The organism is Nocardia nova, assembly GCF_002933465.1.
Lineage (GTDB): Bacteria > Actinomycetota > Actinomycetes > Mycobacteriales > Mycobacteriaceae > Nocardia > Nocardia nova_B.
In genome coordinates this window covers 25,605-46,920 of sequence record NZ_PSZE01000016.1, presented here as the reverse complement: position 1 = coordinate 46,920, position 21,316 = coordinate 25,605, and the positions used below count along the sequence as shown (strand labels likewise).

The following is a 21,316-nucleotide window of genomic DNA, read 5'->3' as shown; positions in this document are numbered from 1 at the left end:
TCTGTGACGTCCTGCGCGCTCGCATCCGCAGCGGCGTCTACGGCGACCGCCCGCTGCCCGCCGAGGCACAGCTGGCCGCCGATTTCGGCGTCGGCCGCAATGTGGTGCGCGATGCCCTCGCCCTGCTTCGCGACGAAGGGATGATCGACCGTGTTCAGGGAGCGGGCACCTTCGTCGTCGCGCAGAAGGCCGTGCAGGAGCTGGACCGGTTGCGCGGTCTGGCGGAGAGCTTCGAGACCGGCGGCAGCCGCATAGTCAACCGGGTCCTGCTGGCCGAACTGATCCCCGCCACCCCGATCGTTGCCGAACGCCTGGAACTGGAGCCCGGTACGCCGGTGGTGGCACTGGAACGCGTACGGCTGCTCGACGGTGAACCCCTGTCGCGGGACGCCAGCTACCTGACCGCAGATATCGGCGCGCCGCTGCTGCATATGGACCTCGCCGGTCGTGACGTTTTCGGGCTGGTGGAAGCCGAACTCGGTCTGCCGCTGGGTTCGGCGGCCGTCGCCATCGAGGCGGTGGCGGCCGATCCCACCGTGGCCGGGCTGCTGTCGATCCGCCCGGGCGCGCCGCTGCTGCTGCTCGAACGCCTTACCTACACCGACTCCGGTCGCCCCGTCGACCTCGAATACCTCCGTTTCCGCGGCGACCGGTTCTCCCTGTTCGGCCGGCTGCACCGTATTCCGGTCACACCGCACCACGGTGTGACCACACCGACCGAAAGAGGGTGAGACAACGATGACATCGGCGATACCACCGGTCACCGGAGGCCGCGAACTGAGCTGCGATGTGCTGATCGTCGGCGGCGGCACCGCCGGCACCATGGCGGCACTCACCGCGGCCCGCCACGGCGCGAACGTTCGGAGTCGCGCGGCCCGTTCCCGCGATCGCGGTGGTGCCGGCGCAGACTCACCCGATCCCGCCGCCACACGTTGACGACGTGCGCAACACAGTCGACAACTAATGTTTAGATGCGCATATATAAGTAGCACAACTTTGCACGCCAGCCAACACGGGAAAAACGGCGAATCGGACCCTGACTGTGACCTTGTGCGATGGATGGCGCGAGATCTTCGGCGTTATCTGGCCGGTTGTTCGTCGCTGAATAGGTGCAGTTGCTGTGGTACGAGGATGGGGGTGCCGAGTTTGCGTAGGCAGCGGGCGCAGGTGATTTCTGCGCGTGTCGGTTCGAGTGCGGTGGATGACCATCCGGCGACGCCGGTGTGGCACAGCAGTTCTGGTGCTTGTTCGTCGCCGATCCAGTGGCCGAGGCTGACGGCGTGTACGGTGCGTCCGGCTCGGACGACGGCGTGGACGCCGGGGTCGCCGAATACTGCCCGCGTGGAGGCGGCCAGCGGGGCGATGTCGGTCATGTGCCCAACGATAAGGGCATCCTCCGACACCAGGGGTGGGCCGCCGGCCTTGTCGGCCGTTTAGAGGGTGCCGATGACGAGGGATTCGCGGGCGGTGTCGACGACTTCGCTGGTGACGGTGTGGAGTTGGTTGATGTCCATGATTCGGTGGATTTGTGCCATGACCAGGGTGTCTCCAACGACGCGCGTGCCCAGCATTTCGGTTTGGCCGAAACCGTGTTGCGTGAATTGGAACTGGCGTCGGAGCAGCCGGCGCAGCAGGTGGCGGCGGTGTGGCGACCGCGGTTCGAACAGCTGCGAGCCACCGCCTACGACTTGTCCGACGAGGCACGTGCTCACGGCGGTGGGGCCTACCGGGCCGAGGATCGTCTCGCCGTGAAAGTCGCTGTCGGCGAGGCACTGTCGGCGATCACCCGGGCCCTGCTCATCGCCCGCTCCGGCCGCGGGCTGGCCGGCGACGACACCGCGCAGCTCTACGCGCGCACCGCCCTGTTCCTCCTGGTACAAGGCCAGTCCGCCGATGTTCGGCGAGCGCAGCTCGCCGAACTCACCGCATAGGTGCCGCAGATCCACCCGTCCGGAAAGGACTCGCCATGTCCACACTCACCGATGTCGTTATCAGCGCCACACAATTGCGCGACCATTACTCGAGCTCCGGACGTCCCGTAACGCTGTTGGAAGTGCATCGCGAACCGCCCGCCGACGCGGCGCCTCGCCTGCCGGGTGCGCATGTGGTGTCGCTGACCGCCGATCTGGTCGGACCGACATCGCCCGGTTCGGGGGCGTTTCCGCTGCCGACCGAGGAACAGATCCAGAATGCCGTGTGGCGCTGGGGAATCGACGCCGACACCCTCGTAGTGGTGTACAGCCGTGAGGTTCCCGCACTCGCCGCGCGGGCATGGTGGACCCTGCGCTGGGCGGGGGTGCCGGATGTGCGGCACCTCGACGGCGGTCTGGCCGCCTGGGTCGCGGCCGGCGGAGACGTCGGGGATCAGGCGCCGCCGGCACGCACCGGTTCGTTCGTCGTCACCCTCGGCTCGCTGCCGGTACTCGACACCGAAGCGGCGGGCGAGCTGGCCCGCTCGGGTGTCCTCCTCGACGCTCGCGACAGTGCGGGCTATTCCGGCGCCTCCGGCGGCGGGCACATCCCGGGAGCGGTGAATCTTCCCGCGGCCCGCAATATCGGGCCGGACGGGTTCTTGCGCGCCCCGGAGACATTGCGCACCGCATATCGGGGCGCGGGCGAATTCGGCGGCCGGAAGCAGTGGGGCGCCTACTGCGGCGGCGGCACCGCGGCCACCCTGGACGTACTGGCGCTGGCGACGCTCGGAGTCGAGGCCGCACTCTATCCCGGCTCGTTCTCGGCGTCGAGTTCCGATTCCACCCGCCCGGTGGCGAGCGGGGACGAGCCGGGCTGACGCCACCGCCGCCCGACTCCCCCGCACTACACGGCGTAAAGCGCGCGGACTCAGAAGAATCCGACGCTCGGCAGCTCGGCGTCGTTGACGACGACGTCTCCCACAACCCGCGCCTTGTACACGGTCGGGTTGTGGGAGAACAACGTCCGCAGATTGCGCCAGTGCCGGTCCAGTCCGGCCGATGCGCGTGTCCACGACGCACCACCGGCGTCGAAGGCCTCGGCCGCGGCGCTCAGGGCGATCTTTTCCACCGCCACCTTGACCTGCGAAGTCTGTAGTGAGGCCGCGAGTTCCAGGCCGTCGTCGGGGAGGCCGTGCTGCCAGACGTGACTGGTCGCCGCGTCGAGCGCGTCGGCGGCCGCCAGCACCGCGGCTTCCACCACGAAAGCGGTACTCGACAGCGATCCGACGACAGCCAGCAGCTGCGGATCGTTGCGGGCCAGTTCGGCATTGCCCCACGAATAGGACCGGGTCCGCGCGCGCAGCAGCGTCGCGGTGTCCTCGGTCAGTGCCCTCAGGATGCCCGCCGCGATCGCGTGCAGCAGCAGATGAACCAGCGGGCTGCGGGGTCGTCTCGGGCCCGGGAGCAATCGGAATTCGCCGATCTCGTCCGCGTGCACGAGCACGTCGTCCAAGACGGTGGTGCCGCTGCCGGTCTCACGCTGTCCGATGCCGTCCCAGTCGTCGAGGTGCAGCACGCCCTCGCGGTCGCCCGGAACGACGACGCTGACCTGTTGTCCCGCTTCGTTGTTCGCGCCGATACGCAGATAGTCGGCGTAGATGCTGCCCGTGCTGTAGAACTTGCGGCCGTTGAGACGGAAATGATCGTCCTCGGCGGTGAGCAGCGTGTCGTAGCTGTACACACCCGGCTGACCGGACAGCTCCGACTGCGCACCGGCGAAGATCTTGCCCTCGCGGATCCACCGCAGCCACTGCTTGCTTCGCTCCGTCTCGCGTGTGCGCAGCGCTTCCTCGACGGTGCTCCAGTGGATGCGCAGGATGTGCGGGACGTCGGGATCGGCCTGCGCGAGCCGCACCGCGAGAGCGAAGAATTCGCGCACGCTGTAGCCGGCGCCGCCGAGGTCGCGCGGCACTCGCACCGCGCCCAGGCGATGCTCACGAGCCAGTGCCAGCGCGCGGTCCGGGCAACCCCCGCCGGTCTCGCGGCGCCGCCGAGCATCCGCGGCGATCTCATCGATCACCGCCCGCAATTCGATGGAATCGAGCGCCGGTGCAACGGGTTCGATATGTGTCGACGTCATGACGCCCTCCCGGGACCGTCGGTGTGCTGAATGGATCGCGCGATCAGCCCGCAAGTGGGGCGCATCCCGCTGCTACGGCGGATAGGGCGCCGATCTCCTCGCAGGCCCGGCGCGGTCCATATCCGTGGTACCCAACGACATTCGCACGTTCCGGCGGCCGGCCGGAGGCTTTGGTTCAGCCCAATTCTTACCGCGATCGCCCGCGGACGTCAGAAGAGTCCGCCGCCTGCGCGCACGGACTGGCCGGTGATCCATCGCGCGTCGTCGGAAACCAGAAACGCGACGATGTCGGCGATATCCCCGGGCTCACCGATGCGGCCGAGAGGCGTTGCCGCAGCGACCTCGTCGAGCGCCGCGGTATCTCGCGCGCCGGCGAGGGCTTCCGTGCGGGTCGCACCCGGCAGCACACTGTTCACGGTGATGCCGCGCGGACCCAGCTCCTTGGCCAGAACACGCACCAATTCCTCGGCGGCGGCCTTGCTCGCGGCATAGACGGCCGAGCCGGAACGGTGAGTGACCGTCACACCCGAAGAGATCACCACGATCCGGCCATGGTCGCGCAGGCGATTCGCCGCCTCGCGCAATGCGATGAACGTGGCTTTCACGTTGAGGGAGAAGGTGAGGTCGAAATCCTCGTCGGTGGCCTGCGCCAGAGGTGCGAAACGAGCGGTGCCCGCGTTGTTCACGAGAATGTCGACTCCGCCGAACTCGTCCTCCGCCAGATCGAACAGCCCGCGTAACTGCACGGGGTCGGAGACGTCGGCCCGGGCGGCCACCGCGCGCCCGCCACCCGCCTCGACGGTGGCCACCAGTTCCTCGGCCGCGGTGCGGTTGCCGAGGTAGTTGACGACGACAGCCATTCCTTCGGATCCGAGGCGGCCCGCGATCGCCCGCCCGATCCCGGCCGACGCCCCGGTCACTATCGCTACCGGCATAAGTCCTCCACATAGATGAGCATGTCTATAGTCCACACACTCGACTAATTGGTGGAGCATGTCAACAGTCGAGGAGCTAGACTTCGGCGATGGCCATCGGTGACCCGGATTCAGTGACCGCCTTCGGCGCATTGCACCGGGAGCTGAGCGTGCTCTACGGAAAGGTCGCGCGGAGTTACGGTTTGACCGCGCAGCAACTCGAGTTGCTGTGCCTGGTGCACAAGTCGCGGCCCAGCTTCGGCGAGCTCGCCGCGGCGCTCGGATGCGACAAGACCAACGTGACCGGAATGGTGGACCGGTTGGAGCGCCGGGAACTGCTGGCGCGCGAACCCGATCCGGCGGACCGGCGAATCACCCGAGCGGTCCTGACCGAGCCCGGGCTCGCGCTTCGCGACGATATTCGTGCCACATTGGAGCGGCAGTTGGCCGAGCGGCTTCCCGGCGCCCAGCGAGAGCGGATGATCGACGCGGTGGCGACGGCAGCGGCGGCGCTCGCCGAGAGTCGTCGAGATCCGGAAACGCACTGAACCTTCGCGATCGGAGCGTCCTGCGACACCGGGCGTAACGCACCCGAGGGGCATCGGTTCACTCTCCGACGAACCGGTGGAGCTTTCGGCGGCGCTCTCGAATCCCCCGGAATTTATTTCGGCCGAGACCGAATTCCCGCAGTACACAGCGCTTTTCACGCATCCTGGCGGCCGGCCGGACAGGCGATCGGACGATCCGGCGGGACCATACTCTCGGTGTTCGCCTCGCCGAACATTCTTCCTCCGGCGGTAGCCAGCTGCGTCCGCCGCGGATCGCGACCACCGAACAGGACGACCCCGATAAGCGCCGAATTCCTCTGGTACATCCCCAATCAAGTGACACCGGGCCACCGGGGCGACACCGTCACCACCGATCACAACAGCCTCGACACCCTCACCGCGCAGGCGCGAGCGCTCGAGGAGTACGGCTGGAAGGGCGCGCTGCTCGGTACCGGATGGGGCCGTCCGGACACGCTCACCGTGGCGGCGGCGCTGGCCGCGCGCACCCGGTCGTTCGAGCCGCTGATCGCCATCCGGCCCGGATACTGGCGTCCCGCCCATTTCGCCTCGGCGGTCGCCACACTCGATCATCTGTCCGGCGGCCGGGTGCGGATCAACATCGTCTCCGGGAAGGACAATCTCGCCGCCTACGGCGAATCCGAGGAGGACCAGGCCGCCCGCTACGGGCGCACCGAGGAGTTCATCCGCCTCGTTCGCCGGCTGTGGACCGAGGAGAACGTCACCCACGCGGGAACGCACTACCGAGTGACCGATTCCACCGTGCTACCGCGCATTTCGGTCCAGGAGGGCAGGCCGCATCCCACCCTCTACTTCGGCGGGGCGTCGGCCGCCGCCGAGCGGGTCGCGGCGACCGTGGCCGACGTGCAGCTGTTCTGGGGTGAACCGCTCGCCGACGTGCGCGAGCGGATCGAGCGCCTGCGGGAGCTGAGTGAGCGGCACGGACGTGAACTTCCGCCGCTGGAATTCGGTCTGCGAGTCACCACCGTCGTACGCGACACCACCGAACAGGCGTGGGCCGATGCCCAGGCCCGGGTGGCGGAGATGGCGAAAAGTCATGAGGCGGGCCCGGGACCGCAGTGGCGGGCCGCGGTCGGCCAGCAGCGCCTCTACGACCTCGCGGCCCGCGGCGACGTGCTCGACGACAACCTCTACACCGCGCCGGGCCGGGTCGGTGGGGGCGGTGCGGGCAGCACCTGGCTGGTCGGTTCGGCCGAGGACGTCGCCAAATCGCTGCGGAAGTACCAGGACCTCGGGATCACCCATTTCGTCCTCTCCGACACGCCCTACCTGCAGGAAATCCACCGCCAGGGCGAACACCTGCTGCCGCTGCTGCGCTGAGCGACAACACCGAGGCGGGGACTCGATGTCCCCGCCTCGGTGCTACCGCTGCCGCACAACCGGTCTCAGGCCGATTCGGCGACGTCGCCCACCTGCCGGTGCGGCCCCGGCAGTCCCAGGCGCGCACGCAGTGTCCGGTCCCGATATTCTCGCTGGAACAGCCCGCGCCGCTGCAGGATCGGCACCACGCCGGTGGCGAAGTTCTCCAGATCCACGGCGGTGTCGGCCGGCATGATCGTGAAACCGTCCGCGGCTCCGGCTTCGAACCACTGCTGCAGATCGTCGGCAACCTGTTCAGGGGTGCCGACCAGCAGGCGATGCCCCGATCCGCCGGCGCTGCGCTCGATCAACTCGCGCGGCGTGCGCGGCCCGGTGGCGATCAGCGCCCGGGTGGATTCACTGGATCCGGTCGAAAACGTCTCGGCCGGAACGGTTTCCGGAAGATCTCCGACGTCGATCGGGTCGTCGGGTCCGAACGAACCCGCCGGCAGGCCGAGGTTGGCGAGGAGGTGGGTGGTGAGCCGCTCGATCGGCAGCAGGTCGTACAGTTCGCGTTCGCGGCGACGTGCCTGTTCCTCGGTCGCCGCGACCAGCACCACCACGCCGAGTGAGACCTTGACCGCGTCCGGCCCGCGACCGGCTGCCACGGCCCGGCGGCGGATCTCCTCCCGGAACGCGACGGCCCGCTCCCGGGTCTGAGCCACCGTGAACACCACGTCGGCGAAGTCTCCGGCCAACCTGAGGCCGCCCTCCGACCCGCCCGCCTGCACCACGACCGGCCGCCCTTGCGGGCCCGGCGGCACCGGCAGTGGGCCCGCGACGGAGAAGAACTCTCCCTCGTGGTCGATGCGGTGGATTCGGTCCGGATCGGCGTAGCGGCCCGAGGCCTTGTCCGCGATGAGCCAGTCGGCATCCCAGCTGTCCCAGAGTTTGGTGACCACATCCAGGAATTCCCACGCCCGCCGATAGCGGGTCTCGCGATCGGGATGGGCGTCGAGGCCGAAATTGGCTGCGGCGGCGGGTGTTCCGGTGGTGACGATATTGACCGCCGCACGCCCCTTGGTCACATGGTCGAGCGCCTGGAATCGCCGCGCCAGGTTGTACGGCGAGTTGTAGGTGGTCGAGGAGGTGATCACCACACCGAGGTGCTCGGTCACCGCCGCGACGGAGCCCAGCAGCACCAGCGGATCGATGCCGGTGCCCGGCGCCTCCTCGATCTCCCCGCGCAGCGACGGCCCGTCGCCGAGGAAGACCGCGTCGATCGTCGCCGCCTCCGCGATGCGCGCGAGGCGCTGGAAGTACTCGATATCCAGATAGGCGAGCGGATCGGCGTGCGGCAACCGCCACGCCTGCCGGAAATGTCCCGGCGTCATCAGCGACAGGTTGAGATGGAAACCCGATGTCGGACCGGGCATCTCAGCGCCGCGATCCGGTTCCGTGGACGCCGTGCTCGTCGATCAGCGCCAGTTCCTCGTCGGTCAGCGCCGGGAAGGTCAGCGCCGCGAGGTTATGGTCGAGCTGTCCGGTGGAGCTGGCGCCGATCAGCGCCGAGGTGACCTCGGGACGCCGCAGCACCCACTGCAGCGCCAGCTGCGCCAGCGACTGCCCCCGCGCTTCGGCGATCTTGTTCAACGCGGCGGTGCGCTGCCGATAGGTGTCGTCGATGACCTCGGGCGAGAGGAAGGCACTGTTGCGTGCTCGCGCACCCTCGGGAATCGTCTCGAGGTACTTGTCGGTCAGAAGACCTTGCGCCAGTGGTGAATACACGATCACACCGAATCCGTCGGCACTGGCGGTATCGAGCAGTCCGCTCTGTTCGGGGCCGCGATCATAGATCGAATACCGGGTCTGGTGGATCAGCAACGGCACCCCCTCGCCGCGCAGCAGCTCGGCGATCTCGTGCGCCCGATCGGGCCGGTAGTTGGAAATGCCCACGTACAAGGCCTTGCCCTGGCGCACCACGTCGGCCAGTGCGCGGACCGTCTCCTCCAGCGGAGTCTCGAGATCGGGGCTGTGATGGTAGAAGATGTCGACGTAGTCGGTGCCCAGATCGCGCAGGCTGTGCTCCAGCGAGGCCACCATCGATTTGCTGTCCCGCACCGTGATTCGATTCCGGCGCTGCTGCGCCGACTCGACCGCCACGCACCCCTGCCGCGCACCGCGCTCCTGGGTATCGCACTGCTGGTCGTGGTCGCCGGGGGTGGTCGCATCGTCATCCCGGTCACCATCCAGTACGCGCTCGACCACGCCCTGCTCGCCGACACCACGCCGGGCGCCCGGTCCCGTATCGTCCTCGCGGCGGTCGGTGTCGGCGTGGCGGCGGTGCTGGCCGCGATGCTGAGCTCATCGCTGGTGAACCGGCGTCTGATCCGGATCGTCGAACAGGTCCTGTTCCGGTTGCGCGCGGCCGCCTTCAGCCGCATCCTGCGTCGCGATCCCGCCGATCGGGGCACCGATTCCGGTGGCGATCTGGTCGCCCGCGTCACCAACGACCTGGACATGGTGACGGTCTACGCGCAGTCGGGCGGCGTCACCCTGGTCCAGAATATCTGCCAGATGGTGCTGGCCCTGGCCGTGATGGCGGTGTATTCGTGGCCGCTGGCGGTGCTGGTACTGATCATCGGCGCACTCGTCCCGATCGCCGGCCGCCGGTTACAGCGACTGGTGGCGCGACGTTTCGACGCGGTGCGCGTGCGAATCGGCGAACTGTACGCCGGCTTGCTGGAACTGCTGCTGGGCATCGACACCATCCGTGGCTACGGCATCGAGGAACGGATGCGCGACGGCGCCGAGCGGCGCATCGACGCCGTCCTCACCGCACAGCGCAGAACGCTGTGGCCGGTCGGATTCAACATGTCGGTCGGTGAGTGGGCCAGCGGACTGATCACCACCTCGGTCATCGTGGTCGGCACGGCCGCGGGCATCGGCCCGCTGCACGCCAGCGCCGGTGACATCGTGGCATTCCTGTTCCTGGCCACATTCTTCGTACGGCCGATGCAGTTCGCCGTCACCAGCCTCGCCGACGCCCGCAATGCCGAGGCCGGACTGCGGCGAGTGGCAACCGTTCTGGACGCTCCGACCAGCTCGCGAACCCCCCGGCACACCGCTCTCCCCTCTGGCGCGACGCCCGTCGAACTGACCGGGGTGACATTCGGCTACGTGCCGGAACGGCTCGCCCTGGGGCCGGTGAATCTACGCATCCGGGCGGGCGAGCATGTCGCGGTGGTCGGCGAGACCGGTTGCGGTAAGAGCACATTCGCGAAACTGATCACCCGGCAGCTGCTCCCGTCGAACGGACGGGTCGCACTGTGGGATATCGATACGGCCGACATCGACGGCGGCGTGCTCGCCCGGCGGGTGGCGATCGTGCCGCAGGATCCGTTCCTGTTCGACCGCAGTATCGAGGACAACATCGCGCTCGGCCGCGACGGCGCCTCCCGGGAGGCGATCCTCGACGTCCTGGACCGGCTCGAGCTGCGGGAGTGGATCGACCACCTCCCCGACGGCCTGCACACGGTGGTCGGACGGCGCGGCGAGGCGTTGTCGGCGGGCGAGCGGCAACTGGTCGCCCTGGCGCGCACCGCGCTGACCGATCCCGATCTGCTGGTGCTCGACGAGGCCACCAGCGGCGTCGACGCCGCCACCGATGTGCGCCTGCAGCGCGCCTTGGCGCACCTGACCTCGGGCCGCACCACCGTCACCATCGCCCACCGGTTGCACAGCGCCGAAATGGCCGATCGAATCCTCGTCTTCCACGCCGGCCGGATCGTGGAAGACGGTCCCCACGAACAGCTTTCGGCCGCCGGCGGCCGCTACGCCCGGCTGCATGCCGCCTGGGCGCCCGATACCGCGGACGATCCGCGCGGGGAACTCATCGGCTGATCACCGGCAGGGCACTCCGGTTCAACCGCAACTCGCCACCGGACCGCATCCGACCCGGAGTTCTTTCTCGCGCACGGCGATATGCGTCTGGTCACCGATCCGCAAGCGCTCGAAACCTATGCCGCAGGTCCGGGGCCGACCCTGTTCGAACGCTACCGCGCCCTACCGCAGCCGACGATCGCGAAGATCACCGGACGGGCCCGCGGCGGCGGTGCGGAATTCCTGCTCGCATTCAATTTGCGTTATGCCGCAATCGATCACGCGTGGTTCGGCCAGCCCGAGGTGGCGCTCGGCATCTTTCCCGGTGGTGGCGGCACACAGCTGCTGCCACGGCTCATCGGCCGCTCCCGGGCGCTGGAGGTCGTTCTCGGGGCGCAACTCTACGATGCGCGCACCGCCGAACGCTACGGCTGGATCAACCGCGCCCTGCCCGCCGACGAACTCGACGCCTTCGTCGACGACCTCGCTCGCCGCATCGCCGGTCATCCCCCGGCCGCGGTCGCCGCCGCCAAACGCGCCGTGCTGACCGCGAGCGAGCTGCCGTTGACCGAGGGCCTGGCCGCCGAGCTCGAGCTGCTCATGCCGCTCTTCACCGGAACCGATGCGGTACAACGGTTCTCCGCCGCACTCGAGGCGGGGGCACAAACCCGCGCCGGGGAGCTCGACCTGGAGCAATTGATCGAGCACACCCGCTCGGCCATGCCGCGCCGCGCCGGATAGCGCCTGGAACGCTAGCTCGCGGCGGGCCGAACGGCGTCAGGCCGAGCGACGCAACGCCGGGTCGACGAGGGCATCGGGGATCTTCCCGGTGTCGCGTTCATGGAAATACGTTCCGGGCGGCACGATCTCGTCGATCCGATCCAGCACCGCGGGTTCCAGCACCACATCGGCGGCGCGCAGATAGGTGTCGAGATGCTCGCCGGTGCGGGGGCCGATGATGATGCCCGAGACGTCCGGATGTGAACCCGCGAAGCCGATCGCCAGCTCGATCAGGCTCAGTCCCGATTCCTCGGCCAGCCGGGCCAGCGCGTCCGCGGCGGCCAGTTTCGTCGCGTTGGCCGGTGCGTCGATATCGAAGCGGCCCGGGATCAGGTCGGCCCGGTGCGATGCGGGCTGGCCCGCACCGATCCGGTACTTGCCGCTGAGCCACCCCGCGGCCAGCGGACCATAGGTGAGGACGCCGAGACCGTATTTCCTTGCGATCGGCAGGGTTTCGCGTTCGATGCCGCGCACCAGCAGCGAGTACGGCACTTGTTCGCTGACCGCGCGGTGCCACCGCCACCGGTCGGCCGACCACTGCACCTCGATCAATTCGGCGGGCGAGAAGACCGAGGTGCCGTAGTAGCGGATCTTGCCCGCACGCACCAGATCGTCGAGCGCACCCACGGTCTCGTCGATGGCGGTGATCGATTCCGGCCGGTGCACCTGATAGAGGTCCAGGTGATCGGTGCCCAGGCGGCGCAGCGAATCCTCCACCGCACGCACGATCCAGCGCCGAGAGTTGCCTCGATGCGACGGATCGTCGTCGACCGGATTGTGAAATTTGCTTGCCAGGATCACCTGGTCACGGCGGCCGGCCAAGGCCTTGCCGACGATGATCTCCGATTCGCCCCGCGAGTAGGTGTCGGCGGTGTCGATGGTGTTGATCCCGGCGTCGAGCGCGCGATGGATCAGGGCGATCGATTCCTCATGGCTGGTATTGCCGCGCGCCCCGAAGTTCATGGTGCCCAGGACGAACGGGCTGATCCGCACTCCGGTGCGGCCGAGGGTGCGCAGGTCGGACAGGCTCATCGGCGGGCTCCCGGAAGGTGGCGGCGAAGGGCGGATTCGGTCAGTGACGGCGGCAGGTACCCCTCGTCGGCGGGGCTGATCGTGACCCCCGGCGCGACGATCTCGTCGATGCGGTCCAGCACGTCGGTGCTCAGGCGCACATCGACCGCGCCGAGCTGGCCCCCGAGCTGCTCCAGGGTGCGTGGTCCGATGATCACCGAACTCACCGCCGGATGCTGCAGTACGAACGCCAGGGCCAGATGGACGAGCGACAGCCCCGCCTCGTCGGCCAGTTTCGCGAGCTCCTCGGCGACGGCGCGCTTGCGCTGATTCACCGTCAGTGCCGGATCGTGCCGGTGCGGCTGGCGTTGCAGCCGTGAGGATTCCGGCGCTCGCGCGCCGTCCCGGTAGCGTCCGGACAGCCAGCCACCGGCCAGGGGACTCCAGGTCAGTACCCCCAGCCCGTAGCGCTGGGCAACCGGCAGGGTGGCCCGTTCGGCCCCGCGCGCCAGGATGGAATACGGCGGTTGTTCACTGACCGGCCGGTGCAGCCGCCGATCCTCGGCGACCCACTGCGCCTCCACCAGCTGATGGGGCTCGAAGGTGGTGGTCCCGTAGTAGCGGATCTTGCCGGCGCTGACGAGATCGTCGAGCGCGCCCAGCGTTTCCTCCAGCGGGACATCCGGATCGGGCCGGTGAATCTGGGAGGCCGCCGGGCTGTTGGCAAGTTTGCGGACCTGGCGTGACCGCGCGATGGCCGGACTGATGTTGTATTGCGGGTTGCGGTCGTGCGAGGTGCTGGCCCTCGAGGTCGGCGATGTCGATATCGGGCGGGGCTGGATCCGGGTTTGGGGCAAGGGCGCCAAGGAACGCGCCGTCCCGCTCGACGCGGATCTGGCCCGCGTGATCCAGGGCTATCTGCTGGCCGAGCGGCCCGAATCATCTTCGGCGCGTTTGTTTCTGGTCGCGAAGGGCCCGAATCGAGGGCAACCGTTGACTCCGGCGGGGTTGCGGACGATCTTCCGCTATCACCGTCGACTGTCCGGCGTCACGGCCGGTCATCCGCACGCGTTGCGGCATTCGTTCGGCACCGCGCTGGCCGAGGCGGGGGTTGATCTGTCGGTGATGCAGGCATTGCTCGCGCACACCCATGTCGACACCACTGCCCGCTATGTCCATCTGGCCCCGAAACGGGTGAAGGAGGAATTCGATGCCGCTCGCGCACGTATTCGCCGCCAGGTCTGACGCCGACGACTTCTACCATCGATATCTGGCCGAACTGGCCCGCACCGGTCGTGGCAGCGCGCCCTACTACAGCGCCGCGCGGACCTTCCTGCAGCAGTGGCCGAACCCGCAGGACTGGGCCCACGAGCCGCTCGAGGTCCGGTTGTCGGCGAACTCGGCGACGCGGCCGTTCATCACGTTCCTGATGCTGCACAACCTGCTGCGGCCCGGCTACGACTACCTGCTCGAACGCAAGATCTCCAGCCTCTGGCGCGAGATCGACGCCTCACCGATCGGAGGCGATCTCGCCGAATTTCTCACCACCGCACAAGGACTCGGATTCACCCAAAGAGTCCGCACCGCCACCGGGTCCCAGGCACCAGCGCGGCTGCTGATCCAGACCGGCCGCCGCCTGCATCAGCTCACCCTCGCCGATCTCGACGAGTTCGCCGCCGCCTGCCGCGACCGCCAAGACCGCACCGGCAAAGGCTGGCACCACTACAAAGCCGCCCTCGCCAACACGCACCTGGTGCTGTTCCACCTCGGCATCCTGCCCGAACCACCACGCCCCGGCGGGCCCTGGGACTTCGCGGTCCGCCTCGACGGCATCACCCCGGCCATCGCCGAGGCGATGATCGACTACCTCGAGGCCAAACGCGGCACCTGCACCCGCCACACCGTGTCCAGCATGGCCACCCGACTGAGCGGGTTCGGCCGGTTCCTCACCGACCTCGACCCCGCCCTGACCCGGCTGTCGCAACTGGACCGCCGCCGCCACATCGAGCCTTGGCTGGCCAGCCTGCCCGACGCGGTGAACAGCAAGACCGGTGAACCGATCGGCGTTGCCGATCACGCCCGCCGCATCGTGGCGGTCAACACCTTCCTCACCGAGATCACCGAATGGGGATGGAACGACGCACCAAAGCGGAAACTGTTGTTCCGCAACGATGTTCCCCGCCTCCCGAAACCGTTACCGCGCTACATCCCGGTCGACGCCGACCGGCGCCTCACCGACGCACTGCGTTGCAGCGATCACGAACTCGCAGCGTCGGCGTTGCTGCTGGCACGGGCATGCGGACTGCGGATCGGGGAACTACTCGACCTCGAAATCGACTGCGTCCACGAGATTCCCGGCGAAGGATCCTGGCTGAAAGTCCCTCTCGGCAAACTCGACACCGAACGGATGATCCCCCTCGATGAGGAAGCCGTCGAACTCGTCGACCGGATCATCGAAATCCGCAGTCCCGGAGAACCGTTGACCCATCCGCGCACCGGGAAACCGGCCCAATTCCTGTTCACCCACCACGGCGGGCGGCTCGCCCAGCAAGGCGTCCGCCTCGAACTCGACCGCGCCGCGGCCGCCGCCGGGATCGGGCACGTCACCCCGCACCAACTGCGCCACACCTACGCCACCGCCCTAGTCAACGCCGGGGTTTCCCTGCAATCGCTGATGGCCCTGCTCGGGCACGTGTCCGCCCAGATGAGCCTGCGCTACGGGAAACTGTTCGACACCACCATCCGCACCGAATACGAACGCGCCCTCACCCTCGCCAAAGACCACCTCGCCGACCTGCCGACCACACCCGCCGGCACCAAAGCCCTGCCGCTCGCCGACATCACCAGCTGCAAGGACTGGACCGCCGCCCCCGCCCTGAAATCCCGTCTCGCAGGCGGATTCTGCCTGCGCGCACCAGCCCAAGGCGCCTGCCCCTACGCCAACATCTGCGAACACTGCCCGAACTTCCGCACCGATGCCACCTACCTGCCCATCCTTGCCGCCCAACGCAGCGACGCCCGCAAACTCGCCGACGACGCCCAACGCCGCGGCTGGATCACCGAAGCCGCCCGTCACCACCAACTCATCGCCCGCCTCGACGCCACCATCACCGACATCCAGAAATCAGCCGGAAAAGGCGAAACCCTAACAGCGGAACAAGATCAACCCTGGTTAGCCGGATAAAGTTTCGACAATGCTGTCATCGAATCCTTTTGGGGCAGAATGCAAACCGAGCTATTGAACCGTCAAAGATGGAGAACCCGGATCGAGCTGGCAAACGCGATCTTCGAATACCTGGAGATCTTCCACAACCGGCGACGCCGTCACTCGGCCCTGGGCATGCGGTCCCCTATCGAGTACGAGATGATGCAATCACCCATCCAACCCGTGGCCTGAAGTCCAGCATCCCGACTCCACGAAACCCGGGGAACATCAGAGCCTCCGACAGACCCGGGGCGATTCATCCATCACCGAAGGTCACACCTGACGGGCGGTTCAGCTGTCGGCGCGAAACGTCTCGAAAATAGCACTGTACGTGGGCAAACGACGTCTGTATCAGGACGTCACAGGTCCACAAACAGCAACAAACAGCAACCGACAACACTTACCAACAACCACGAACCCGCAGGTCGCGCCGCTTCGCCGGACAAAACCAACCGGTCATTAGTAGCATCGAAGGATGCGATCGATACGCAAACAGGGCGGGACAGCTCCCGCATTCCGGCCCATTCGTTGAATAACGAACCCGCAGTTCAGCAAGGGTTTTCGATCCGGGGAGATCGATTGGCTTCGCCTGCGATCGCCGATTCACCCGGGCCTACAGAACGTCGACAGGACGTCGCAGAACAACTGACGACGAGGCAACCTCCGAAAGGCGGGTCAACCAACTGTCGGTGTTGACGAGCCAGACCGAACTCACCAGCGCTCGGTGACGCATATTTGGCTCCTGACCAGCGCGTGAATGGCCCTACCGGACCGGCCAGGCCCAACTTCGTCACAGCTTCGCCGAACTCATGTAATGCACCGCGGAGCCCGCGGGGGACCTTGCGCTGCAAGCTCCCCGCTGGGGTGACCGTTTCCTCGTTCCGGCTCGTCTCGTAGTCACAGGGCTCGGTAAGAGAAGGAAGCCAGTTTCGGGCCGGTGCCGCCGTCGAATCTGACGGTGACTCTCCAATGTCCCGGCGCGGGGACGATGAGATGCTCGCTGCGCCACACCAGCGATCCGTGCTCTACCACGGGGCGCCCCAACGTCACCGGTAACCGTGCCACATTCGCCGATTCCGACGACAGGTCGACGCTCACGGTCGCGGAATCATTATGCGCCGCAGACGTGTTCGCCGGTGCGTAGTCGACCGTGAGCCGCTGCGGGCCGTGCCGGATCGAATCGATGCCGATATGCAGCACCTGCGCCGCCCCGAAGTCGAGCGTGGTCGCGAGATCGGTGGTGTAGGTATCCTTCGCCGGAGCCAGCGTCGTCAGCACCGAGGTCACCGCCAGCACCACCACCGCCAGCGCCGTCTCCAGCACGAGGGTCCGGGGCCGGCCGACGATCGCATCGGTGCGGCGGAACCACCGCAGGCTCAGATAACCGAGCGAAACAACCCCCAGTGCCACAACGACTTTCGCCACCAGCACCAGACCGTAGGTGGTGTGCACGAGAGCGGCCGGCGGGTGCACCTGCAGGACCGCCAGCACGATCCCGCCGGCCACGGCCGTCACCACGTGCCCGACCGCGACCGCATGCCATCGACCCCGATTCCGGCCCCCGCGCAGGACGAAGGCGACCACGACGACACCACCGAGCCACACGGTGATGCCGTAGACGTGCAGCAGCGTGCCGGCGAACGACCACGGCCACCCCTGCACCGAGCCGCCGTGACCGTCCAGCGTCACCGCGACGACCGCGGCGGCGGCCTGCGCCGCACCCGCCCCCACGACCGCGCGGGCGGCACGGGTGACGAGAGCGAAGGCGATGATCGAGGCCAGCCCCGCGATCACCGTCACCACTCCGAGCGGGGTCTCGAGAACGGTGCGTGCACCCGTGACCGACATCGCGGACAGACCGCCGTCCTGCTGGGCGACCAGAACGAGAAATCGGCAGCCGAATCCGGCGACGAAGATCCCGATTCCCACCCGATAGAGCACCTGAAAACGTGGCCTGCGTACCACCGTCGGCCACACCCACAGCGCAGCAGCGTACAATCCGGCCGACAATATCAATCCCAGATAGGTGATACCCCGCGTCGGAGAGTTCAGATATTGCTCGATACCGGTCGGAGATGGCGGGGCGAACCGGCCCTGCGCGGTCACCGCACCCACGGTGAACTGGATCGATAACGACACCACGTGGGTATCGGCGGACACGACGCGCGCGGTGGCCAGATAGGCCCCGTCCGGAACCGCCTCGGCCGGCACCAGCACAACCCGGCGCTGACCGTCATCGAGCCGAGCGGCGGACAGCGCGAATCGTTTTCCGCCGCTGTCGATCAGCTGGGCCGAGCCCGCGACCAGGGTGACCGGCTCGTCGAGTTGCAGCCGCAGCTCACCCGGCGCGGTGTCGACATGGGTTCTCGATTCCGGTGTCGTCGACACCAGCACGGCGTGCGCGGACGCGACACCGGCCGCCCACACCGGCGCCACGATCGCGACGAGCAGGACGAACCAGCACCGCAGTGCACCCCTAGGACCGAGGCTCACGATCGCGCCGCAATGCCAGTGTCGCCGCCGCACCCGCCGCGACCGCGAGCAGCAGCGCCACCACCGACAGCGCCTGCCACCATCCGCTCGCCGATGATTCGCCTCCGTCGTGCAGGGCGGCGTCGTCGTGCCGATCCGGCGCCGTGTTCGCCGCAGATACGGCATGACCGCCGTCGTCGGAATGTCCGGCGGCGGTCGCGGTCACCGGGACGACCGGCGCCGGATGTGCGGGCTCGCTGGCCTTGTCGACCGCTATTTCGTTCCACGACACCACCGAACCGTCGGAATACCGCTGATCGGACGGCAGCGCGACCGAGTCCACAGACTTCGGCCACGGGCCCGCCGAGAACGAGAATTCGCGATACTGCGTATTGCTGAAACCGTCGGCAGGCGTATTCGCATTCCACACGATCTTGGTCACCCGACCGGCGGCCTGATCCCGTTCGACCGACGCCGTCCAGCCCGGAATGGGCTGTGTCCGTGCTGATTTCAGATCCACGCCGGCGGGGATGGTGACGGTGAGCCCGACCGTGTTCGCCGTGGCGGATTCACCGGGCACGATCAGGTGCACGACCCCGTAGCCGCCCTTGGTCACCGGTGTGCCGTCGGATTGCACGTGCGCCGCGGCCGGAGCCGCGTATGCCACCAGCGGCACCGCGATCACCGCGATCACCGCTGCGCTGCACCGTCGGACGAGGTGCCTCCGTACGGGTGCGCGCCGCTCGCGAATGTCGCTGTCTGCCATCGTTTTCCTTGTATGTAGAGGTTGGGCGTATGGATTTCGGCCCGGCATTTCGGACGACGTCACCTGGCGCCCGCAGCCGCCACGGCGATATCCGCGCCCCGGTATTTCGTCGCCAGGAACTGGGCCAGCCGGGGGCTCTCCAGCGCGTGGGTCAATTCCAGCACCCGCTGGTCGCCCGCCAGCCGGGACGGCGCGACAAGCACGTGCGCATAGGGATTTCCGGGGACCCGGCTCGATCGCGAGGGCGTCCTTCGCCGGTTGCAGCCCCAATGATGCGGCCTGCTCGGGACTGAGGACCACCGCGTCGTAGCTGTGATAGATGGATGCCAGATCCTGGTCGAAACTCAACGGCAGCAACGACAGATGCCGCGCCGAGTCGCGCACGTTCGCTTGGCCGATCGTCAGATCCGCCGCCGAGGTGCCGCCGAACGGACGATCCAGCGTCACCAGGCCCGCACTCTGCAGCAGGTAGAGCCCGCGTGCGAAACCGGTGGGCGTCGCGGGCAGGGCCACCTGCGCGCCGTGCGGAAGGCTCACCCCCGCGACCTGGTCCTGCACCAATCCCACGTGTACCCAGTCGGTGGTGTCCTTCAGATCGCGCCACTTCGAGGAGTACACCGCGTAGGGCACCACGTTCACCTTCGACACGATGCTCAGATTCGTATAGGAATTCTTCTGGCTGTCGGCCTCGAACGCCGGAATGTGCTGGAAGTAGGAAAGATCGCCCTTGCCGGCGGCGATGCGGGCGTTGGCGTCGCCGGCCGCGTCGACCGGTTTCACCTTCACCGAATCCGGCAGCAGGTTGTGGATCGCGTAATCGAGAATTTCCCGATCGTCGCCACCGTCGACGTAAACGACCAGCGCATTCTCGTCGTCAGCGGCGGGTTCGTAGCTGACCTTCGTCGCCGACCCGCATCCGGCCGCCGCGGCGGGCACGAAAAGAATCAGAGCGACGATCGTCGCGATTCCGCGCCGAACCGGAGCCCGCATCGCTGCGGGCGGCCGGCGCCGATCTTTCCTGTGCATCCGAATACTTTCCGCGCTATCTGCTCGTCAATCCGCGCTGCCAGGAGGTAACTCGCCATTCGACGACGGTCAGAATCGCGTTGACGATGATTCCGACCAGGCCGAGGGCGAAGATTCCGGCATACATCTGCGGCGTCTGATACCGCAACGAGGCGGTGTTGATGTAGATGCCGATCCCCTGCGCGCCGCCGACGAGTTCGGCCGCGACGAGGGCGGTGAATGCGTTGGCGGCGGCGAGCCGGATCCCCGGGAAGATCGCCGGGAAGGCGGCCGGCAGCACGACCTGGGTGAAGATGTAGAACCGTCCGGCGCCGAGTGTCCGTGCCGCGTTGAGCAGCAGGCGCTCGACCCCGCTCACCGCACTCACCGCGTTGACGACCGTTGCGCGTCGCGAACCCGCTCCGCGGCCAGCTCGGACAGCGTCGCGACCGCGCCCACGAGCGCTCCGCCCGGCCGCAGCCGATCCTCGCGCCACGCGGCGACCGTCGTAATCGAGGCGTCGACCCCTTCCAAGGCCAGCACCTCGACCCGCTCGTCGGCGAAGGCCTTCCCGGCTCCGGTACAGCGCCCGGCGATGGTGAACGCCTGCCCGCTGGCCACCACATGCGCGATGCCGTCCGGGTTCAGCGCGTCGGCCCCGGGACACCGGCGCGCGCCGAGTTGCCGGATCGCGTCCTCCACGGACTCCAGCGGCGTCGGGTCCGCACCGAAACCCCAAGGAACATAAGGAAGGTGGGCCAGTTCGTCGAGCCGGACCGAGGTGCGCCCGTCGAATCCGATACCGGTGGCGACCACCACGGCGATCGGCTGGCATTCCAGGCGAACCCGGCCGACACCGGGCACCCCGACCGGTTCGGTGACCAGTGCGAGGTCCACCGCATCGGTCTGCAAGGCGCGCAGCAGCCGCCCGCCCTCGGCCGGGTGCAGTCGCACCGCGACATCGGGGTGGGCCGACAGTGCCTCGAGCACCGAGTTGCGCACCCGGGCGGACACTTCGGGCGCGATCCCGAGTGTGAGAGTGCGCGGGCACACCCCCGAAGCGTCACGGACCAGTGCCGGCACCGCCTCGATCCGCCGCATGATCTCGCGCGCCGCGGGCAGCAGACTGGCACCGGCGGCGGTGAGCTCGATCCGGTGATGACCGCGGATGAACAGATCGCGACCGAGTTCACGCTCGAGATCCCGGATCCGCCTGCTCAACGGGGACGGCGACAGATGCAGTCGAGCCGCCGCCCGGGTGAAATTGAGCTCCTCGGCGACAGCGATGAAGTAGCGCAGGTGCAGCATCTCCACCCGCCCACCCTACGGTGAACCGACCGTT

The 21,316-nt window shown here is 68.0% G+C and carries 18 protein-coding genes and 5 pseudogenes; 12 read left to right on the top strand and 11 right to left on the bottom strand.

Annotated elements, in window-relative coordinates:
* Window positions 1-2: 2 nt before the first annotated feature.
* The 3 genes and pseudogenes from C5E41_RS35205 to C5E41_RS36235 form a co-directional block, all read left to right on the top strand.
* A pseudogene (locus C5E41_RS35205) lies at window positions 3-164 on the top strand (winged helix-turn-helix domain-containing protein); the annotation flags it as partial.
* Window positions 141-731 carry a GntR family transcriptional regulator gene (locus C5E41_RS19500; protein ID WP_258081085.1) on the top strand — a complete coding sequence of 197 codons (591 nt, stop codon included), beginning with the start codon at window positions 141-143 and terminating at the stop codon, window positions 729-731. The pseudogene C5E41_RS35205 and the gene C5E41_RS19500, both read left to right, overlap by 24 nt.
* Window positions 732-738: 7 nt before the next feature.
* Window positions 739-861 (top strand): annotated as a pseudogene (locus C5E41_RS36235) (FAD-dependent oxidoreductase); the annotation flags it as partial.
* Between the two features lie 218 nt (window positions 862-1,079).
* Here C5E41_RS36235 and C5E41_RS19490 read toward each other — a convergent pair.
* On the bottom strand, window positions 1,080-1,373 hold the full coding sequence (locus C5E41_RS19490) for a hypothetical protein (RefSeq protein ID WP_104377241.1): 294 nt from the start codon (window positions 1,371-1,373) through the stop codon (window positions 1,080-1,082).
* Window positions 1,374-1,577: 204 nt separating this feature from the next.
* On the opposite strand from C5E41_RS19490, the gene C5E41_RS19485 reads away from it, so the two are divergent.
* Complete coding sequence (locus C5E41_RS19485; RefSeq protein ID WP_104380440.1) at window positions 1,578-1,931, top strand: hypothetical protein; 354 nt, start codon at window positions 1,578-1,580, stop codon at window positions 1,929-1,931.
* A gap of 35 nt (window positions 1,932-1,966) precedes the next feature.
* The gene (locus C5E41_RS19480; protein WP_104377239.1) at window positions 1,967-2,791 is read left to right on the top strand and encodes a sulfurtransferase; all 825 of its coding nucleotides are present in this window, start codon (window positions 1,967-1,969) and stop codon (window positions 2,789-2,791) included.
* A gap of 50 nt (window positions 2,792-2,841) precedes the next feature.
* On the opposite strand, the gene C5E41_RS19475 is transcribed toward C5E41_RS19480, so the two are convergent.
* Window positions 2,842-4,053, bottom strand: coding sequence for an acyl-CoA dehydrogenase (locus C5E41_RS19475; RefSeq protein WP_104377238.1), 1,212 nt, complete (start codon window positions 4,051-4,053; stop codon window positions 2,842-2,844).
* A 209-nt stretch (window positions 4,054-4,262) separates the two neighbouring features.
* Window positions 4,263-4,988, bottom strand: coding sequence for an SDR family oxidoreductase (locus C5E41_RS19470; RefSeq protein WP_104377237.1), 726 nt, complete (start codon window positions 4,986-4,988; stop codon window positions 4,263-4,265).
* 89 nt (window positions 4,989-5,077) lie between these two features.
* Here C5E41_RS19470 and C5E41_RS19465 point away from each other — a divergent pair, with 89 nt between their 5' ends.
* Together C5E41_RS19465 and C5E41_RS19460 are read left to right on the top strand one after the other, a co-directional pair.
* Window positions 5,078-5,515 (top strand): MarR family winged helix-turn-helix transcriptional regulator, encoded by a 438-nt coding sequence (locus tag C5E41_RS19465; RefSeq protein WP_104367566.1) that lies wholly within the window; start codon window positions 5,078-5,080, stop codon window positions 5,513-5,515.
* A gap of 300 nt (window positions 5,516-5,815) precedes the next feature.
* Window positions 5,816-6,874 (top strand): LLM class flavin-dependent oxidoreductase, encoded by a 1,059-nt coding sequence (locus tag C5E41_RS19460; protein ID WP_104377324.1) that lies wholly within the window; start codon window positions 5,816-5,818, stop codon window positions 6,872-6,874.
* A gap of 65 nt (window positions 6,875-6,939) precedes the next feature.
* Here the strand turns inward: C5E41_RS19460 and C5E41_RS19455 are convergent, their stop codons facing one another.
* Window positions 6,940-8,289, bottom strand: coding sequence for an NtaA/DmoA family FMN-dependent monooxygenase (locus C5E41_RS19455; protein WP_104377236.1), 1,350 nt, complete (start codon window positions 8,287-8,289; stop codon window positions 6,940-6,942).
* Between the two features lies 1 nt (window position 8,290).
* Window positions 8,291-8,962 (bottom strand): annotated as a pseudogene (locus C5E41_RS19450) (aldo/keto reductase); the annotation flags it as partial.
* Here C5E41_RS19450 and C5E41_RS19445 point away from each other — a divergent pair.
* Window positions 8,936-10,756 carry an ABC transporter ATP-binding protein gene (locus C5E41_RS19445; protein WP_258081084.1) on the top strand — a complete coding sequence of 607 codons (1,821 nt, stop codon included), beginning with the start codon at window positions 8,936-8,938 and terminating at the stop codon, window positions 10,754-10,756. The pseudogene C5E41_RS19450 and the gene C5E41_RS19445 sit on opposite strands and share 27 nt — an antisense overlap.
* A gap of 63 nt (window positions 10,757-10,819) precedes the next feature.
* A pseudogene (locus tag C5E41_RS19440) lies at window positions 10,820-11,476 on the top strand (enoyl-CoA hydratase/isomerase family protein); the annotation flags it as partial.
* A 36-nt stretch (window positions 11,477-11,512) separates the two neighbouring features.
* On the opposite strand, the gene C5E41_RS19435 reads toward C5E41_RS19440, so the two are convergent.
* Both C5E41_RS19435 and C5E41_RS19430 read right to left on the bottom strand, forming a co-directional pair.
* Window positions 11,513-12,547 (bottom strand): aldo/keto reductase, encoded by a 1,035-nt coding sequence (locus tag C5E41_RS19435; protein ID WP_104377234.1) that lies wholly within the window; start codon window positions 12,545-12,547, stop codon window positions 11,513-11,515.
* On the bottom strand, window positions 12,544-13,383 hold the full coding sequence (locus C5E41_RS19430) for an aldo/keto reductase (protein WP_258081083.1): 840 nt from the start codon (window positions 13,381-13,383) through the stop codon (window positions 12,544-12,546). The genes C5E41_RS19435 and C5E41_RS19430 overlap by 4 nt, the downstream gene beginning before the upstream one ends.
* On the opposite strand from C5E41_RS19430, the gene C5E41_RS19425 reads away from it, so the two are divergent.
* The 3 genes and pseudogenes from C5E41_RS19425 to C5E41_RS19415 form a co-directional block, all read left to right on the top strand.
* Complete coding sequence (locus C5E41_RS19425) at window positions 13,322-13,771, top strand: tyrosine-type recombinase/integrase (RefSeq protein ID WP_439956458.1); 450 nt, start codon at window positions 13,322-13,324, stop codon at window positions 13,769-13,771. The two genes, C5E41_RS19430 and C5E41_RS19425, sit on opposite strands and share 62 nt — an antisense overlap.
* On the top strand, window positions 13,737-15,710 hold the full coding sequence (locus tag C5E41_RS19420; protein WP_104377233.1) for a tyrosine-type recombinase/integrase: 1,974 nt from the start codon (window positions 13,737-13,739) through the stop codon (window positions 15,708-15,710). The genes C5E41_RS19425 and C5E41_RS19420 overlap by 35 nt, the downstream gene beginning before the upstream one ends.
* 6 nt (window positions 15,711-15,716) lie before the next feature.
* Window positions 15,717-15,923, top strand: a pseudogene (locus C5E41_RS19415) (IS3 family transposase); the annotation flags it as partial.
* A 705-nt stretch (window positions 15,924-16,628) separates the two neighbouring features.
* Here C5E41_RS19415 and C5E41_RS19410 read toward each other — a convergent pair.
* From C5E41_RS19410 to C5E41_RS19390, 4 genes are read right to left on the bottom strand one after another with little or no spacing between them, the layout of a single operon-like run.
* Window positions 16,629-18,224 carry a copper resistance CopC/CopD family protein gene (locus C5E41_RS19410; protein ID WP_258081081.1) on the bottom strand — a complete coding sequence of 532 codons (1,596 nt, stop codon included), beginning with the start codon at window positions 18,222-18,224 and terminating at the stop codon, window positions 16,629-16,631.
* Complete coding sequence (locus C5E41_RS35195; protein WP_258081080.1) at window positions 18,208-19,995, bottom strand: MetQ/NlpA family ABC transporter substrate-binding protein; 1,788 nt, start codon at window positions 19,993-19,995, stop codon at window positions 18,208-18,210. Before C5E41_RS35195 ends, C5E41_RS19410 begins: the two co-directional genes overlap by 17 nt.
* Window positions 19,996-20,011: 16 nt before the next feature.
* Window positions 20,012-20,353: an ABC transporter permease gene (locus C5E41_RS19395; protein WP_258081079.1), complete on the bottom strand. Its 342-nt coding sequence runs from the start codon at window positions 20,351-20,353 to the stop codon at window positions 20,012-20,014.
* A gap of 5 nt (window positions 20,354-20,358) precedes the next feature.
* Complete coding sequence (locus C5E41_RS19390) at window positions 20,359-21,282, bottom strand: LysR family transcriptional regulator (RefSeq protein WP_258081100.1); 924 nt, start codon at window positions 21,280-21,282, stop codon at window positions 20,359-20,361.
* Window positions 21,283-21,316: the final 34 nt, after the last annotated feature.